We start from the raw sequence: 15,870 nt of genomic DNA on the forward strand, positions 1-15,870 counted from the left end.
CCGACCGTACGGCGAATTCGTTATGCTTTCCAAGACCAATTTCGCCATATACTCATGCCTCGCCGGTAATAAGGAGAAGCGGTGGAACTACTAGCCCTGCGCTACTTCCAAACGGTGGCGCGCACCGAGAACATCAGCCGCGCCGCCGAACGACTCCGCATCGCCCAACCCTCCCTGAGCCGCACCATCGCCCGCCTGGAATCCGAACTCAAGGTGCCCCTGTTCGACCGCCGCGGCCGCAACATCTCCCTCAACCGCTTCGGCGTCGCCTTCCTCCACCGCGTCGACAAAGCCCTGGCCGAACTGGACGACGCCCGCCGCGAACTCACCGAATCGGCCGGACTCGAACGCGGCGGCTTCGCGATAGCCTCCGAAACCCTGCTCACCGTGACGGACACGATGTCGGAATTCCTGACGGAGTACCCCGATGTCGAGGTCCGGCTGTACCAAGCCACAGGGGACGAGATGCGCCAGTTGCTCCAGTCCCGCCAGGTCGACATGTGCCTCGCCTCCCAACAGCTCACCGACCCCTCCTTCACCGGCGTGGAGGTGATCCGCGAGGAAGTCCTACTAGCCGTCCCACCCCACCACCGGCTCGCGAACCAAACCCGGGTCACCCTCGCCGACATCGCCGACGAACCCTTCATCACCACCCGCCCCGGCTACTGGCTGCGCACCCTTTTGGACCGTCTGTTCGCCGACGCCGGCCTGCGCCCGGTGATCCGCTGCGAGGGCGACGAACCGGGAGTGATTCAGACCATGATTTCCACCGGACTGGGCATCGGTCTCAACCCGTCACAGGCCCGCTATTCCGATATCAGAACCGACGTGGCGTGGCTGCACCTCGACGCCCCCGACTGCCACCGCGTCCTGCGGTTGTACTGGAACACCGACGCCTTCGTCTCCCAGGCCGCCCGCCGATTCCGCGACTTCACCATCGAACGGCTGCGACAGCAACTGTCCACCCCACCAGCCTTAGCCGTCGCACGGACGCGCCGAAGGCCGTGGCACTGTTAAGGGATGGTCGGTGTCAGCGAGGCGTCCCCAGAGGACGACCTCAAGTCTCTCGCGCTGGGTGCTCTGGGTTCGAAACTCGAGGAGTTCGCCACCCACATCGGATTGAGCGGTGTGTCCGCGTCGGCTCCGGTGATGCACGAGTACCGGGGGTTGTTCGACGAGGTCCTGGATCAGGTGTTGTCGGTGACCACCGAGCCCGAGGCGTTGCGCAAGGGGGTCGCGGTCATCGGGGAGTCGGTGGCGAACCTGGCGGGGATGCCGTGGCTGGCCGCCAGGGCTTTCGGTTGTGTGGCCGGGGAACTGGTGAAGCCCGGGGCCCGGCAGGTTCAGTGGACGCCCGATCTCATCGGGGCGGCGGCGACCGAGGCGTTCCTGATCGTCGACAGTGCCATGTGCGCGCGGAACGGGGTGCTGGCGGTTTGTCCGTCGGTGGAGATCCTCATTGGGGTGTTCGGTGATTCGGTGGTCGCAGCCAAACTGGACTCGATCATGGAGTCGCTGACGATCTCGGGGCGCCAGTTCACTCCACAGAGTAGTCAGTTGGCGTCCAATGTGCGTAAACGGTCGACGACGCGGGTGCCGTGGACGCCGTTCGCGCCCGTGGCCGGGGACCCGGATTTCGATCCGGCCGCCGCTGCGGTGGCCGTGGTGCGGCGGACGGGGCGGCGGGAGGATCGCAGTGGGTTGGCCGGGATTCCGGCGGGGTTCGTCCGGCAGCTCACCGATCTGCTGGACGCGGGGGAGTGGCCCGATGATCGCAAGCGGGATCGGGCGCGGGTGATCAGCGGGTATCTGCGGCATCAGCTGGACAGTGGGCGCAAGCGCGCCAGCGCTTAGGCGGGGCGGTTTGGGGTTGGATCGGATCGGCTAATACCCGTGGGAGACGTCCACGACCATGGGGAGTGAGTGGCGATGACCTTGGAGTACGCGACGATCCGGCGCCTGGTGGGGTTGACCGATCCGCTCGGGGTGCTGTCGATATACGTCACGGTCGATCCGGCCGAGGAGGCTTCGCGGCGGCCGTCGTGGTGGTTGCGGATCCGGAATCGGATGGACGAGTTGCGCGCCAGTGCGAGACGGGACGGGTCGCGGGAGTACGAGCGGGCGCTGTTCGGCACGCTGGACCGGATCGGCGGTGACCTGGATCGACTCGGCGACGCCGGGACCTCCGGTTTGGGGCGGGCGTTGTTCGCGCCGTTGAGCGGCGACGAGGTGTATGAGGTCACGCTGCAACAGCCGTTGGGGGAGGACCTGGTGGTGTGTGATCGGCGCGCGCACGTGAAGCCGTTGCTGGCGGCGGGGATCGCCGTGGCCGGGGGCGACAGTCTGCGCGTCGTCGACCATCGCTTCGGGCGGGCCGTGGAGCTGGAGACCATCGAGTTCTCCGAGCCCGTTTCCGAATGGCGCGAGATGAAGGGGCCGCCCAACACCAACCCGGCGCACCCGCAGCAGCCCGGTTCGCAGCGCGATCTGTTCGAGCACCGGTATCTGGAGCATCAGCGCCAGTTCCTGGCGGCCAAACACCACACTGTGGAGCAACACGCGCGCGACCAGGGTTGGGAGTTCCTCGTCGTCGCGGGTGAGCCGCAGTTGCGGGACGCGCTGTTCGACAATCTGGCCGACCTGCCCGGCTGCGAGAGGATCCGGTCCGGGCGGACCATCGGGCCCGCCACCCCGGCCCGGATCGCCGACATCGTCGCGCCCGACCTGGATGAGGCACGGCGGCAGCGCGACACATCGTTGGTGCGCCAGGCGGAGGAGCGCAAGAAGGTCGCCTGGGGACTCGACGAGACCTTGCAGGCCGTGCAGCAGGGACAGGCCGAGACGCTGCTGATGCGGCGCGACGGCCAATGGCGGGCCAGCGCCACCGGGGACGGGCAGGTGGTGCCGTCCGGGACGCTGCCGCCGGGAACCGAACCCGGCGAGCTGACCGAGGAACCCGATGCCGCCGAACGGCTCATCGAACTGGCCTTCGGCAACGGGGCCCGGGTCGCGCTGCTGCCGCCCGACGCGTCGGCGTCCTTGGACGAGGCCGACGGACTGGCGGCGCTGCTGCGCTGGTTACCTGGGGTTTTGGCTTCCCGGCGGGCGGGTATCCCGCTGGGAACGGAGGTGATTTCAGTGGAACGAGGCGACACCCGGCATGGCAGGGCACTGGATGACGACATGGCGGCCGAGACCGATCTGCGACCCGGCACCTCATCGCGCGGCGACCCGGAGTCCCCGCTGGAGGACGAGCCCGGTGGCAACGACCGCGACCCGCAGCGCGGCAGCGCACCGGCGGGTATGACGATCGCGGACGTGGAGGGCCGGTTCCAGCTGGCCAGATACGTTGACACCGGCCGGTTCCCGGCTAGCGCCGAGGAGATCCGCACGATGGCCGTCGCCGCCAACGCCCCCGACCTGTTGCTGACCGAGCTGACCCGGCTGCCGGAAGGCGAGTACGACACGGTCACCGAAGCCTGGCGGGCCCTGGGACACGGGGTGGAGACGCCGCGCACCGAGCTGGGGGACGAGGACTGACCGTCCCCGGGACGACTCCCGGGAACGGCCGGCCGATCGTGGTCGTGGTCTCGTCGGCGGGCTTACGCGAAACCGAACACCGGCGGGAACACGAGCACGACGATCCACGCCCACACCGCGTACACGGCGACGTAACCGGTCTGCCAGCGCTCCAGGCGCGGGAACGGCGTCCGGCCCTTGGCGATCCCCAGGAACAGCCAGGCCGAGACGGCCAGGTTGGCGAACAGGATGACGTTCTCGCCCAGGGCCGCGCTCTTGTTGGGCGTGAAACCGAACTCGGTGATGCGGCCGGTGATCGCCAGCAACACCAGGACGTCCACGACGAGCGCACTGCCCACAAGGGCCAGTTGGAGCCAGTCGAAGACCCCGGCCGGCGCATGTGGATCCCGCGCCGAGATCGAGTACAGCAGCAGCCCCAGCACGACGACCAGCAGCAGGTTGAACAGGATCAGCACCTCCCGATCCACGTCGATGCCGCTGTTGGTCCACACGATCGCGGCCAGAACGGCCACAATGGTCGCCGCGAACAGCGGCGTGAACACGCGGGTGAGCACCGGCGCCATGTTCTCGATGACGCTCTGCTTGGCCTCCACCAGCCACGCGGCCACGACGACCGCGGCCATCCCGCCACACGGCACCAGCCATGACGCGATGAAGTTCGAGGCGTCGAGCCCGATCGCGGCGAAGGTCCCCGCCGTGAACGCGGCCAGCACTCCGCCGCCGAGTCCGATCAGGACGAAGTAGATGAACCACTCGCCGGTGAACCGGATGAAGTCCATCCGCCTGCTGTCCGAACGCCAGTCCCCGCCCGCGTAGGCGACAGCGACCACGAGCCACAGCGCCAGCGGCAGGTGGATCGCCGTCAGCACGATGCTCTGATCCTCCTCGGCCAACGGATACGCGTTCGCCCCCACGGCGCCCAGGACGAACAGTCCCGCCAGCACCGCGATCACGCCCCACCCGGCCCGGCGCCGCCACACGAAGTACGCGGCCAGCGGCGGCAAAGCGAACAGGCTCATGTTGCGCGCGTAGAAGTCCGCGTCCGCGTCGAAGTCCAGCCCGAACACGGACGGCACCTTGATCGCGATCGCCCCGAGCAGCGCGCACGCGATCATGGCCAACAGCTCGCGCCGTCCGCCCCCCTTCTCGGCCTCGGGCTCCCCGGCCAGCACCAGCTGCTTCCACAACCGATCCGAATGCTCGCGGGCGAACTCCCGCGACAACTCGTTGAGGCTGCCCATCCGCTTCACGGCGATGAGAAACGCCTCGTCGGGTCGCAGCCCCGTCTCACTCAGATCGGTGATCCGCCCCCGCAGATGGTCCTCCAGTTCGTCCACATCGGTGTCATGGATCGCCCGGCGCCGCAACATGTACGCCCGCCACTCAGCGATCTGGGCCTCCACGTCGGCACCATTCTCAGCGGTCATCGTCACCCCTCCAACGCCGGTATCGTGCCCGGATCGAAAGACCGGGAGGCGTTCCAGATGTCCTTCAGCGCGTCCACGACAGCGGCCCACTGCCGCTGCTGCTCGGCCAGCTCGGCCCGCCCCCGCTCGGTGATGCTGTAGTACTTCCGCCGCCGCCCCCCGTCCGGAGTACGCCAGGCCGAAGCCACATAACCCAACCGCTCCAACCGATGCAACAGCGGATACAACAGCCCCTCGGTCCACTCCAACTGCCCGCCGGACCGCTGACTGACCTGCTTGAGAATCGCGTACCCGTAACTCTCCTCCTCGGCCAGGATCCCCAGCACCAACGGCGTGGCCGAGGCGGCCACCAAATCCTTGGCGATGCGCATTCCCTGCGCCTCCTTACCCTAGAACATCTAGGCATAGCACTTCTAGGCATAGTACTTCTAGGGTTCCGCCATCGTCAACTCGCGGATTCGGTGGCCCCCGGGCCCGCCGCCCGGCTTCGGTTTCCAGAGAGTGGGGTATGTCACTATTTGCATCGGTAAACCTGTTGTGGTCCCGATCGGGTATACCCGACTCCGGTGCTGAAACGGTGAGGATGGTCGATGGATCATGACAGGGCGGATTCCGAGTTCCGCGACTTCGTGGCGTCCCGACTCGACCGGCTGCGACGGTTGGCGTTCTTGATGTGCGGTGACATGCACCGCGCCGAGGACGCCGTCCAACTCGCGCTGGCGAAGCTGTACGCCGTGTGGTTTCGGGTCGAACCCGACAGCCTCGACGCCTACGTGCGTCGCATCGTCATCAACACCGTCAAGACCCAGTACTCGCGGCTGTGGACCAAACGGGAGCACTGCACCAGTGCCACCCCCGAGCGGGCCGCCGGGGACAGCAACGCTCGCACCGCGGATCGGGTGGCGATCCTGGAGGCGTTGGCGCGGCTGCCCCGTCGGCAGCGCGCGGTGGTGGTGCTGCGGTTTTGGGAGGACCGGTCGGTGGCCGAGACCGCCGAGATCATGCGCTGCTCGCAGGGAGCCGTGAAGAGTCACACGTCGCGGGGGCTGGGAAAGCTGCGGGATCTGCTGTCCGATACGTACTCGTTGGAGGGGATGGTCGTGCCATGCCGGACCTGAGAGAACTGCTCGACCGGGCGCTGCCGGACGCGTGGGAGGCCGCCGGATCGTCCGTTGACGCGGCGATGGCGCGTGGCTCCCGTATCCGGCGCCGCCGTCGGATCGCGTCCACGGCGGCGATAGTCGGGTCGTTCCTCGCTGTGGTGCTGGTCGCGTCCAGTGTGGTGGGTATGTGGCGCGGGGACGAGTCGCCTCCGGCTGACTCTCTGAAGGGCTCTCCCGCCTTCGAACTTCCCGCGCTGGACTCCGGCGAGCTCTACTACTGGGACGCTTACCCGGAGTCCTCCGACGAGGAATCCGAGCTGCTCGAACCGTACGACAAGGCGCTCGACGACTTCCTGATCGCCGGCGATTCCGTACTGCTCGATCCGGGCGAATCGGTGAACTTCAGTCGCGAGGGCCGGAAACTGATGCGGGACAACGGTGGCGACTACTACACGAGCACCGTCGGGGACAAGATCGTCCACAAGCAGCCCGTCTACTACACCACGTTCGACTCCCCGGACGGCGAATCCGTGTACGTCGACGTCATTCCCCGCGGGGGATTCACGGCTGGTTCGACAAGGGATGCCGACTGGGAAACCGAGGGCGACTACATGGGCGGAGGCGACGACGCCACCTACCTCATCGCCTGCGGCGAACACCTCGAAGGCGACGGGAAGGCAACCTACGACGAGGTCACCGCCGAATGCGAGGAGGTCACCGACTCGACCGGGCAGGAGGTCGTGCGCGGGCTCGAGACCCGTGTGTCGAAGGACGACGGCGACACCTACTACTACGGCAGGATCGTGCTGTACCGCGATGACGGCACCGCCGTTCGGGTGCGTATCAACAGTGAGCAGAAGAAGGCCGGGATTCCGACGCTGATGGACGTGATGACCGAGCTGGCCACCGCGCTGCCGTCGGATCCGGTTCGATAGCGCGCGGAAATCAGGGCTCTGGCTGTCCTGATACGGCTCTACCGTCGCGGTCATGACACAGATCGAACCGTTCACCATCGACATCGCCCAGTCCGAACTCGACGAACTGACCGCTCGGCTCGAGCACACCCGTTGGCCTGACGAGCTTCCCGGCGTCGGCTGGTCCTACGGCACCGCGCTGGGCTACGTCCGCGACCTGGCCGGCCATTGGCGCGACGGTTTCGACTGGCGTGCTCAGGAGGCTCGTCTCAACGAGCTGCCCCAGTTCACCACGAGGATCGACGGGCAGACGATCCACTTCGTACACGTAAGGTCGCCGGAGCCGGACGCGTTGCCGCTGATCCTCACCCACGGCTGGCCCAGCACCTTCGCGGACTTCGCCGCGATGGTGGGACCGTTGACGAATCCCCGGGCTCACGGGGGTGACCCCGCCGACGCCTTCGACGTGGTGATCCCGTCGGTGCCGGGGTTCGCGTTCTCCGGGCCGACCACCGAGACCGGCTGGGACTGCCAGCGGGTGGCGGCGGCCTGGGCGGAGTTGATGCGCAGGTTGGGGTATGACCGCTATGGCGTGCAGGGCAGCGATTTCGGGGCCCTGGTGACGCCGAGGCTGGCCCGGTCGCAGCCGGATCGGGTGGTGGGGATGCACCTCAACGCGGTGCCCACCATGCCGCAGGTGGATCCGTCCGAAATGGATGACCTGAGTGCCGAGGAGCGGGAGTACTTCGCCGGGATGGATCAGTGGGAGGAGGTGTCGGGATACGCGGTCGTGCAGAGCACCCGTCCGCAGACGCTGGCCTACGCGTTGAGCGATTCGCCGGTGGGGCAGTTGGCCTGGTACGGCGACTGGTACGCCGCGCACGGCACCAAGGTCGGCGACCTGTCGCCGGACCGGATCCTCACCAACGTCTCGCTGTTCTGGTTCACCCGCACCGGAGGTTCGGCGATCCGGTTGTACAAGGAGAGCGCGGCGGCCTGGGCCGAGCAGCCCGAACGGTCGGAGGTGCCGACCGGTCTGACGTTCTTCAAGGGCGAGAACGGGGTCCGCCGTTTCGCGGAGCGGGAGTACCGCGTCACGCACTGGACCCACCACGACGCGGGCGGGCACTTCGCCGCCCTCGAAGTGCCCGAACTGCTGGCGGGCGACATCCGGACCTTCTTCCGAGAAGTTCGATGAGCGCGTGAGGTCTGGCCCGTCACCGGCGTTTCAGGCTCCGGTACCGGCGTTCGTCGACCATCCGTCAACTCGGGGCGCCTGAATAAGGCCATGCCCATCGAATCAAGCGGTACCGCGACCGCGACGCGGCGGTACATCGTGCGAACCTCTCGCAATCCCGACGAGATCATTGACGCCCAACGACTTCGCTACCAGGTCTTCGCCACCGAAGGCGGTGCTTTCCTGCCGCAGGCCCGCGACGGCCGCGACATCGACGACTTCGATTTCCACTGTGATCACCTGATCGTCACCGAGGAGGCCACCGGGGAAACCGTCGGCACCTATCGGCTGCTGCCGCCGGGCCGCCGCCGGACGCTGTACTCCGACACCGAGTTCGACCTGTCGGCGCTGGATCCGCTGCGGCCGGCCATGATCGAGGCCGGACGCGCCTGCGTGCACCCCGACCACCGCGACGGGGCCGCGATCGGCACGCTGTGGTCCGGCATCGCCGACTACCTGCGTCGGACCGGCCACCGGTACCTCATCGGCTGCTGTTCACTGTCGCTGGACGAGGACGGCGCGCAGGCCGCCGCCGTGTGGGACCGGGTGCGGGACAAGCACTTGGCGCCCGAGGACCTGCGGGTCACGCCGAAACTGCCCTGGGACAACCGCGACGTCCCGCGTGCCGCCAAGGTGCGGATTCCGCCGCTGCTGCGCGGGTACCTGCGGCTGGGGGCGGTGGCCTGTGGACCGGCCGCCTACGACCCGGACTTCGGGACGGCGGACCTGTTGATGCTGTTGGACCTGGAGCGGCTCAACCTCCGCTATGCCCGGTACTTCGGACTGGACGTCCGCCGGTGAACGGCTGGTTTCCGTCCGCGCCCTGCCAACCGCACTCCTGTGTGGATGAACCTGGGCGCCGGGCGGCCTGGCCGCGTCGGTTGCTGCGCTGGGGCGCGGTGGCCGCGGTGCTGGCGGCCGGGATCCTCGTGCCGCGCCCTCGGCTGGCCCGGGCGCTGCTGCGGGCGGCCGGGGTGCGGGTGGTGGTGCGTGGCAAGGCTCCCCGGACCGGGCTGGTGGTCGGCAACCACGTGTCCTGGTTGGACGTGGTGGTGTTCGTCGGCTGGTTCGGCTGCCGGATGCTGGCCAAGACCGAGGTGCGGCGATGGCCGGTGATCGGCGTCGCGGCCCGGCGGTTGCGGGTGCTGTTCATCGATCGCGACAGCCTGCGCCGACTGCCCGAAACCGTCGACAGTGTCGCCGAAGCGCTGCGCGACGGCGACCTGATCGGGGCGTTCCCCGAAGGCACGACCTGGTGCGGCCGGGCCATGGGACGGTTCCGCCCGGCGGTGTTCCAGGCCGCGGCCGATTCCGGCGCGCCGGTAACGCCCGTCGCGTTGGAGTTCACCGTGGATGGACGGCGGTCGAGTGTGGCGGCGTTCGTGGGCCAGGACACCGTCGTGGCGTCGCTGAGCCGCGTGATCGCCGCTCGCGGCGTGCGGGTGGAGGCGCAGCTGCTGCCGCCGCGCACCGGATCCGACCGTCGCGTGCTGGCCAGCGCCGCCCACGAGGACGTGTCCCGGGCTCGCGGTTACGGCGTCGGGCACGTGGTGGTGCGAGCTCCATGAGGGACGAAAAAACCGCTGGCCTGGTTTTCCAGGCCAGCGGCGATGTCGCTTCGCTTAACGAGTGGAGCTGAGGGGACTTGAACCCCTGACCCCAACACTGCCAGTGTTGTGCGCTACCAGCTGCGCCACAGCCCCGAGGGCGACGCGACCGGATTAGTGTACATGTGGTTTTCCGGGGGCGTAAACGGGGTTTGCGGGGTGGGGACGTAGCGTGGGCGGGTGCTTGATCTTGACCGCGAGGTGTCCGATCGTCTGCTGCTGCGTACCGTGCCCGGGGCGGTGGACTACCTGGTGGAGGAGTTGCGGGGCCTCGCCGGGGTGGAGTTGGTGGAGCGGCGGCGGGACGGGGTCGTGGTCGCGGTGGCGGGGAGCCTGCGGGCGTTGGCGGGGGTGAGGTATTTCTCGTCGGCGGCCGTCGTGCTGGCGGACGAGGTGGCGGCGGGGCTGCGGGAGTCGGCGAGCCGGGGGGTGGTGTCGGCGGTCGCGGGGCCGGTGCGGTTCCGGGTGGGGGAGATCGGCCAGCGGTGGGGGGTGCGGGATGAGTTGGCGGCCATGGGGTGGCGCAACGAGCCCGGGGACTGGGATGTGAACCTCGAGGACGTCGCCGGGACGGTGGCGGAGGTCGGCGGGCTGTACTGGACGAAGCGGTTCGGGAAGCTGGTGCGGGCCCCGGCCTCGACGAACCCCGTCGTGGCTTCGGTGATGGTGCGGCTGGCGAAGATCGAGCCGGGGCAGCGGGTGCTGGATCCGGTGTGCGGGGCGGGGACGCTGCTGGTGACGGCGGGTCAGATGGCGCCAGGGGCGCGGGTCGTCGGCGCGGACCACGATCGGCGGTGGGTGCTGGCGGCGCGCGAGAACGCGCCGACGGCGGGGCTGTGGCGGGGGGACGCGCGGCGGTTGCCGGTGCCGGACGGGGCGGTGGAGCGGGTGGTGGCGAACCTGCCGTTCGGCAAGCGGGTCGGGTCGCACATCGGGAACCAGCGGCTGTACCCGGCGGTGCTGGGGGAGATCGCGCGGGTGCTGGCGCCGAAGGGGCGGGCGGTGCTGCTGACCGAGGACAAGCGGTTGTTCACGCAGACGGTGCAGCGGACGCGGGGGGTGCGGGTCATCAAGGAGATCGTGTTCGAGACCGGCGGGGCGCATCCCAGCGCGTACGTGGTGACGACGCGGCGGACCCGGTAACGGGGCTTCGGCGAGCGGGTCGGTCAGCAGGGCCTCGAAGGCCATCTCGGCGGCGCCGATGAGGGCGGCGTCGTCGCCGAGCTCGGGGGTGCGCAGCCGCAGCTGCTCGCGGCAGGCGGGCAGGGCGGTCTTGTTGAGGCGGGACCGGACGGTGGCCGCGGCGGCGAGGTAGACGTCGCGCAGGGTGCCGCCGAACAGGACGACCTCGGGGTTGAAGATGTTGACGAGGTTGGCCACGCCGAAGCCGAGCCAGTCGCCGACCTGCCGCACGGCGCGGTCGGCGGCGGAGTCGCCGCGGCGGGCGGCGTCGATGACGGACAGGACCGCGTCGCGGCCCACCCGCTCGGTGCGACCGGCGGTGTCCAGGAGCGCGCGTTCACCGATCTCGGTCTCCCAGCAGCCGCGCGAACCGCAGCCGCACTCGCGGCCGCCGGGATGGACCACCATGTGGCCGACCTCGCCGCCGTAGCCCGCGTGACCGGCGAGGCGGTGGCCGCCGGTGATGATGCCCGCGCCGATGCCGACGTCGCCATAGAGGTAGATGACATTGGACAGTCCGCGCGCGGCCCCCCGCGTGTGCTCGGCGAGAGCGGAGGCGTCGGCGACGTTGCCGACGGTGATGGGCCGATCGAGCGGAGCAGCGGCCCGCGAGCGATCGGCGGGCGACGCGCCTCGCGAGCCGTTCGAGTCGTCAACGGCGGCGCCGGAGTGGGAGCTGTCGGCGCCGGACGTGGCGCGTGAGCCGTCAGCGGCGGCGGACGCGGCGCGCGAGCTGCCCGAGCCGCTGCGCGTCGCGCGCCGTGCGGCGTCTGCCGTGTCGGCGCGGTCGCCGGGCGACGCGGAGCCGTCGTCGGCCGTGCTGGTTTCGCGGTCTCGCGACGCGTCGGCGGAGCCGCCGGTGGGTGGGGTGTCGAGGGCCAGGGCGGGGCGCAGGGCTTCGGCGAAGGGTTCGTCGACCCAGCCGGTGTTGGGGGACAGCCGGACCATGCCGTCGGCGCGGCGCACCATGCCGCACACCACGACGCCGCAGCCGATGTAGATCGCGTCGGACGGGGCGGTGGCGTGCATGTCGTGGACGAGCGCGGCGGCCGGTTCCGCCGTGTCGGGGGCCTCGCGGTCGCGGGAGCGGGGGGCTTCGCGGCGGTCGAGGATCTCGCCGCCCAGGCCGACCCGGGCCGCGCGGATGCGGTCCACCTCGATGCTGAGCGCGTAGGTGTAGAAGCGGTGCGACTCCGGTTTGACCACGAGGGAGGGCCGCCCGGCCCGGCTGCGGCCGGACTCGCGCGGCACCTCCTCGGTGACGAGTCCGGCCGCGGCCAGATCGGTGGTCAGCGCCCCGATGGTGGAGCGGTTGAGCCCCAGGTCGGTGGTGAGCTGGGCGCGGGTGGTGGCGCCGTTGCGGTGGACGTGCCGCAACAGCGCCGCCAGGTTCTGACGCCGGATCTCCTCGGGACTGGGGCTGGAGCGGCGGTTGGCGCTCACAGGCTGCCTGTCGCGGCTGCCCGCCTGCGCGACAGCACGTCCACTCCGGCGGCGAGCAGCAAGACCGAACCGGTGACCACATACTTGATGCTGGCGCCGAGGTCCAAGAGTCCCATACCGTTGATGATTACAGCGACCACTGTGCCGCCCAGCAGCGCGTCCTGGATTCGGCCCTTGCCACCGAACAGGCTGGCGCCGCCGATGACCGCCGAACCCACCGCCAGCAACAGCACGTTGCTGCCGCCGGTGGTGGCGTCGACCGAGGTGGCCTTGGACGCGGCCAGGATCCCGCCGACCGCGGCGAGGCTGGAACAGATGACGAACGCCAGGATCCGGGTCCGGTCGACGGTGATACCGGCCCGGCGGGCGGCCTCGCGGTTGCCGCCGACCGCGTACAGGTGACGTCCGAAGACGGTGCGGTGCAACAGGAACGTCCCGGCGATGAGGATGACCGCGATCACCGGCACCACGATGGGCACCCCCTTCAGGGAGGTGATGGCGACGTTGCGGCTGCGTTCCAGGTTCAGGACGAACACCGAGACACCCAGCAGCGCGGCGAGCCCACCGACCTTGACCAGGACGGTCGCCAGCGGTTCGGCCCGCAGTCCGCGCCGCAGCCTGCCCTGGCGGCGGGTCAGCTGGACCGCCGCGAACCCGGCCACCGCCACGACGGCCAGCGTCCAGCCCAGCCACGGCGGCAGGTTCGCGTTGTTGATCGCGACGATGACCTCGTTGCGGACCGAGATGTTGGTGCCCTCCTCGACCAGCAGCAGGACCACGCCCTGGAAGGCCAGGAACGCCGCCAGTGTGACCACGAAGGACGGTATGCCGACCTTGGCCACGAACAGCCCCAGGACCAGGCCGAGCAGTGATCCGGTCGCGATCGCGGCCGCCGCGGCCACGAACCACGGCAGCCCGAAGTTGGTGAGGCTGATGGCCAGCACCGCCGCGCACACGCCGCTGGCGAATCCGGCCGACAGATCGATCTCCCCGATGAGCAGCACGAACACCAGACCCATGGCGATGACCGACACCGCCGCTCCCTGCGGGATGAGGTTGGCGAAGTTGCCGGGGGTGAAGAACGAGGGGCGCAGTATCGAGAACACGACACACAGGACGACCAGTCCGGTGACGGCGGGCAGCGCGCCGATGTCGCCGCCGCGAATCTTGTCGACATAGGAGCGCAGCATGCCCGGGGACGTGGTGCCGGTGTCGGGGGCCGACTTGGGGCGATTGGCGGTCGTCGTCACAGCTGGGCTCCGTTCAGTCCGTATTCGGTGGAGGAGTCGGCGCGGGGCAGACCCAGATCGCCGCTTGAGCCGGAGGTGATCAGCTCCACGACCTGGGTGTTGGTGACCTCGGCGGTCTCCATCTCGGCGACCATCTGTCCCAGGTAGAGCGCGGCGATGCGGTCGGAGACGGCGAAGACGTCGTTGAGGTTGTGGGAGATCAGCACCACGGCCAGTCCGTTGTCGGCGAGCCGGCGCACCAGTTCCAGCACCTGCGCGGTCTGGGCGACGCCCAGCGCGGCGGTCGGCTCGTCCAGTATCACCACTTTGGAGTTCCACAGCACCGCCTTGGCGATGGCCACGGTCTGCCGCTGGCCACCCGACAGGCTGGACACATGCTGCCGCAACGACTTCACCGTCCTGACCGCCAGGGTTTCCAGGGTCTCGGCCGCGAGTTGCTCCATGGTGGGCTCATCCAGGACGAGTCCGGAGCGTTTCTCGCGTCCCAGGAACATGTTCTGGACGATGTCCAGGTTGTCGCACAGCGCCAGGTCCTGGTAGACCACTTCGATGCCGAGGTTGGCGGCGTCGCGCGGGGAGGCGATCCGGACCTGTTCCTCATCGAAGTGGATGGTTCCGGAGTCGATGCCGTGGATGCCGCTGACGCATTTGATGAGTGTCGACTTCCCGGCGCCGTTGTCGCCGACCAGGGCGGTGACCTGACCGGCGTGGACGGACAGGTGGACGTCGTGCAGTACCTGTACCGGGCCGAAACTCTTGTTGAGCCCGGATACTTCGAGGATGGGTGTTGAGGACACCGGGGCCTCCCTTGTCGTGAGGCTTCGGTGCCTCGTCGCCTCCGTGCGACGACGAGACACCGAAGCGACGATTAACTGATGCCTGCCTTCTCGCATTCGGCGGCGATGTCCTTGCACAGTTTCTCGGCGGTCACGTAGCCGTCGTCGACGACGTCCTGGACGTTCTCGGCCGTGATGATCTGGGCTTTCAGGAACACCGACGGGGTCTTGTGACCGGTCTCGGGGTCGGTGAGGGTGTCGTCCAGCTTCTCCTTCTTGCCCTCGGCCAGGCTGATCGCCAGTTCCGCTGCGGCGTCGGCCTCCTGCTTCACCGGCTTGTACACGGTCAGGCACTGATCGCCGGTGAGGACGTTCTGGAGGCCCTGGGTCGAGGCGTCCATGCCGCTGACCGGAACCTCCCCGCCGAGCTTGTTCTTCTTCAGCACCGAGATGGCGGCGTGGGCGAGGGTGTCGTTGGCCGCCAAGACGCCGTCGATCTTGTTCTTCTTCTCGGTCATCATCTGCTCGAAGATGGTGCCCGCCTGGGTACCGTCCCATTCGGGCACCGACTCGTCCGGGCCCTTGACGAACTCACCGGAGTCGTACAGCGGGTCCAGCACCGAGTCGTAGCCCTCCTTGAACAGGGTGGCGTTGTTGTCGGTGGGTGCGCCGTTGAGCTCGGCGATCACCGGTTTCTTGACTTTCTTCTCCTTGAGGCACTCGACGAGTCCCTCGGCGTTCTGCTTGCCGACGGCGACGTTGTCGAAGCTGACGTAGTAGTCGGCCTTGCCCTCGATGGTGTAGCGGTCGTAGTCGATGGTGGCCACGCCCTGGGCGCGGGCCTTCTTCAGCACGGCCTTGCCGGTGCCGGAGTCCAGGTTGACGATCATGAGGACGGTGGCGCCGTTGGTGATCATCTGGTCGGCGATGGTCTGGAAGTCGGTCTTGTCGCCCTGGGCGTTTTGGATGTCGTAGTCGACGTCGGCCTTCTTGAAGGCCGCCTCCAGGTATTTGCGGTCGGCGGTCTCCCAGCGGGGCGAGGACTTCGAATCGGGAAGGATGACGCCGATCTTGGCCTCTCCCGTGCCGGAGTCGTCGCCGCAGGCGGACATTCCGGCGACACCCAACGCGGCGGCACAGGTCAGGGCGAGGAGTCGGAAGCCTTTTGCCGCAGCAGGTCTGGCGGACGAGCGCATGGCGAAGGTCCTTTCGAGTTGATCGAGTTGACGGGGGGTGTGGAAGGGCCCTTCACACGGTTCGGTTGTCGATCGACCGAGATTTGTTGTTTGCAGCAACTTATCGAAATCCGCGTGTGTCGCGCAAGCCATCCAGCGATTTCAATTTGTTGTTCGAGATAACAATTCGGCAACGCGGCGTACACACCCCGGACA

14 protein-coding genes, 1 tRNA gene and 2 pseudogenes are annotated in these 15,870 nt (G+C 68.7%); 9 read left to right on the forward strand and 8 right to left on the reverse strand.

The window, feature by feature from the left end; genetic code table 11:
• Positions 1-81 precede the first annotated feature (81 nt).
• The 3 genes from SNAS_RS05500 to SNAS_RS05510 all read left to right on the forward strand — a co-directional run bounded on the left by SNAS_RS05500 (position 82) and on the right by SNAS_RS05510 (position 3,540).
• On the forward strand, positions 82-1,017 hold the full coding sequence (locus tag SNAS_RS05500) for a LysR family transcriptional regulator (RefSeq protein WP_013016394.1): 936 nt from the start codon (positions 82-84) through the stop codon (positions 1,015-1,017).
• Positions 1,018-1,020: 3 nt separating this feature from the next.
• Positions 1,021-1,854: a hypothetical protein gene (locus SNAS_RS05505; RefSeq protein ID WP_013016395.1), complete on the forward strand. Its 834-nt coding sequence runs from the start codon at positions 1,021-1,023 to the stop codon at positions 1,852-1,854.
• A gap of 75 nt (positions 1,855-1,929) precedes the next feature.
• Positions 1,930-3,540 (forward strand): VLRF1 family aeRF1-type release factor, encoded by a 1,611-nt coding sequence (locus SNAS_RS05510; RefSeq protein ID WP_013016396.1) that lies wholly within the window; start codon positions 1,930-1,932, stop codon positions 3,538-3,540.
• A gap of 62 nt (positions 3,541-3,602) precedes the next feature.
• Here the strand turns inward: SNAS_RS05510 and SNAS_RS05515 are convergent, their stop codons facing one another.
• Both SNAS_RS05515 and SNAS_RS05520 read right to left on the reverse strand, forming a co-directional pair.
• Positions 3,603-4,967: a permease prefix domain 1-containing protein gene (locus SNAS_RS05515; protein WP_013016397.1), complete on the reverse strand. Its 1,365-nt coding sequence runs from the start codon at positions 4,965-4,967 to the stop codon at positions 3,603-3,605.
• Between the two features lie 2 nt (positions 4,968-4,969).
• On the reverse strand, positions 4,970-5,338 hold the full coding sequence (locus SNAS_RS05520; protein WP_013016398.1) for a PadR family transcriptional regulator: 369 nt from the start codon (positions 5,336-5,338) through the stop codon (positions 4,970-4,972).
• 219 nt (positions 5,339-5,557) lie between these two features.
• Here SNAS_RS05520 and SNAS_RS05525 point away from each other — a divergent pair, with 219 nt between their 5' ends.
• From SNAS_RS05525 to SNAS_RS05545, 5 genes are all read left to right on the forward strand, one after another.
• Complete coding sequence (locus SNAS_RS05525) at positions 5,558-6,085, forward strand: SigE family RNA polymerase sigma factor (protein WP_013016399.1); 528 nt, start codon at positions 5,558-5,560, stop codon at positions 6,083-6,085.
• Positions 6,073-7,005, forward strand: a complete 933-nt coding sequence (locus SNAS_RS05530; RefSeq protein WP_013016400.1) for a hypothetical protein — start codon at positions 6,073-6,075, stop codon at positions 7,003-7,005. The genes SNAS_RS05525 and SNAS_RS05530 overlap by 13 nt, the downstream gene beginning before the upstream one ends.
• Positions 7,006-7,057: 52 nt before the next feature.
• A complete protein-coding gene (locus SNAS_RS05535; protein WP_013016401.1) occupies positions 7,058-8,182 on the forward strand; it encodes an epoxide hydrolase family protein in 1,125 nt (374 codons plus the stop codon).
• Positions 8,183-8,272: 90 nt separating this feature from the next.
• Entirely contained in the window at positions 8,273-9,022 is a 750-nt protein-coding gene (locus SNAS_RS05540; protein WP_013016402.1) for a GNAT family N-acetyltransferase, read from the forward strand.
• Between the two features lie 41 nt (positions 9,023-9,063).
• Entirely contained in the window at positions 9,064-9,789 is a 726-nt protein-coding gene (locus SNAS_RS05545) for a lysophospholipid acyltransferase family protein (RefSeq protein ID WP_211207323.1), read from the forward strand.
• Between the two features lie 62 nt (positions 9,790-9,851).
• Here SNAS_RS05545 and SNAS_RS05550 read toward each other — a convergent pair.
• A tRNA-Ala gene (locus SNAS_RS05550) sits at positions 9,852-9,924 on the reverse strand.
• Between the two features lie 567 nt (positions 9,925-10,491).
• Here SNAS_RS05550 and SNAS_RS37455 point away from each other — a divergent pair.
• A complete protein-coding gene (locus SNAS_RS37455; protein ID WP_425281034.1) occupies positions 10,492-10,971 on the forward strand; it encodes a TRM11 family SAM-dependent methyltransferase in 480 nt (159 codons plus the stop codon).
• 12 nt (positions 10,972-10,983) lie between these two features.
• Here the strand turns inward: SNAS_RS37455 and SNAS_RS37460 are convergent.
• The 5 genes and pseudogenes from SNAS_RS37460 to SNAS_RS05570 all read right to left on the reverse strand — a co-directional run.
• Positions 10,984-11,676 (reverse strand): annotated as a pseudogene (locus SNAS_RS37460) (ROK family protein); the annotation flags it as partial.
• A gap of 183 nt (positions 11,677-11,859) precedes the next feature.
• Positions 11,860-12,453, reverse strand: a pseudogene (locus SNAS_RS37465) (MarR family transcriptional regulator); the annotation flags it as partial.
• The gene (locus tag SNAS_RS05560; RefSeq protein ID WP_086013310.1) at positions 12,450-13,643 is read right to left on the reverse strand and encodes a sugar ABC transporter permease; all 1,194 of its coding nucleotides are present in this window, start codon (positions 13,641-13,643) and stop codon (positions 12,450-12,452) included. The pseudogene SNAS_RS37465 and the gene SNAS_RS05560, both read right to left, overlap by 4 nt.
• Positions 13,644-13,699: 56 nt before the next feature.
• Positions 13,700-14,500 carry an ATP-binding cassette domain-containing protein gene (locus tag SNAS_RS05565; RefSeq protein ID WP_013016406.1) on the reverse strand — a complete coding sequence of 267 codons (801 nt, stop codon included), beginning with the start codon at positions 14,498-14,500 and terminating at the stop codon, positions 13,700-13,702.
• Between the two features lie 71 nt (positions 14,501-14,571).
• Entirely contained in the window at positions 14,572-15,675 is a 1,104-nt protein-coding gene (locus SNAS_RS05570; RefSeq protein ID WP_013016407.1) for a sugar ABC transporter substrate-binding protein, read from the reverse strand.
• Positions 15,676-15,870: the final 195 nt, after the last annotated feature.

It is taken from the genome of Stackebrandtia nassauensis DSM 44728 (assembly GCF_000024545.1).
GTDB classification, from domain to species: Bacteria; Actinomycetota; Actinomycetes; order Mycobacteriales; family Micromonosporaceae; genus Stackebrandtia; species Stackebrandtia nassauensis.

Bases quoted from the DNA above. Each gene is read 5' to 3' on its own strand.
- SNAS_RS05515 (WP_013016397.1), bottom strand. From the start codon at position 4,967: ATGACCGCTGAGAATGGTGCCGACGTGGAGGCCCAGATCGCTGAGTGG.
- SNAS_RS05505 (WP_013016395.1), top strand. From the start codon at position 1,021: ATGGTCGGTGTCAGCGAGGCGTCCCCAGAGGACGACCTCAAGTCTCTC.
- SNAS_RS05560 (WP_086013310.1), bottom strand. From the start codon at position 13,643: ATGCTGCGCTCCTATGTCGACAAGATTCGCGGCGGCGACATCGGCGCG.
- SNAS_RS05570 (WP_013016407.1), bottom strand. From the start codon at position 15,675: ATGCGCTCGTCCGCCAGACCTGCTGCGGCAAAAGGCTTCCGACTCCTC.
- SNAS_RS05520 (WP_013016398.1), bottom strand. From the start codon at position 5,338: ATGCGCATCGCCAAGGATTTGGTGGCCGCCTCGGCCACGCCGTTGGTG.
- SNAS_RS05510 (WP_013016396.1), top strand. From the start codon at position 1,930: ATGACCTTGGAGTACGCGACGATCCGGCGCCTGGTGGGGTTGACCGAT.
- SNAS_RS05530 (WP_013016400.1), top strand. From the start codon at position 6,073: ATGCCGGACCTGAGAGAACTGCTCGACCGGGCGCTGCCGGACGCGTGG.
- SNAS_RS37455 (WP_425281034.1), top strand. From the start codon at position 10,492: ATGGTGCGGCTGGCGAAGATCGAGCCGGGGCAGCGGGTGCTGGATCCG.
- SNAS_RS05525 (WP_013016399.1), top strand. From the start codon at position 5,558: ATGGATCATGACAGGGCGGATTCCGAGTTCCGCGACTTCGTGGCGTCC.
- SNAS_RS05535 (WP_013016401.1), top strand. From the start codon at position 7,058: ATGACACAGATCGAACCGTTCACCATCGACATCGCCCAGTCCGAACTC.
- SNAS_RS05540 (WP_013016402.1), top strand. From the start codon at position 8,273: ATGCCCATCGAATCAAGCGGTACCGCGACCGCGACGCGGCGGTACATC.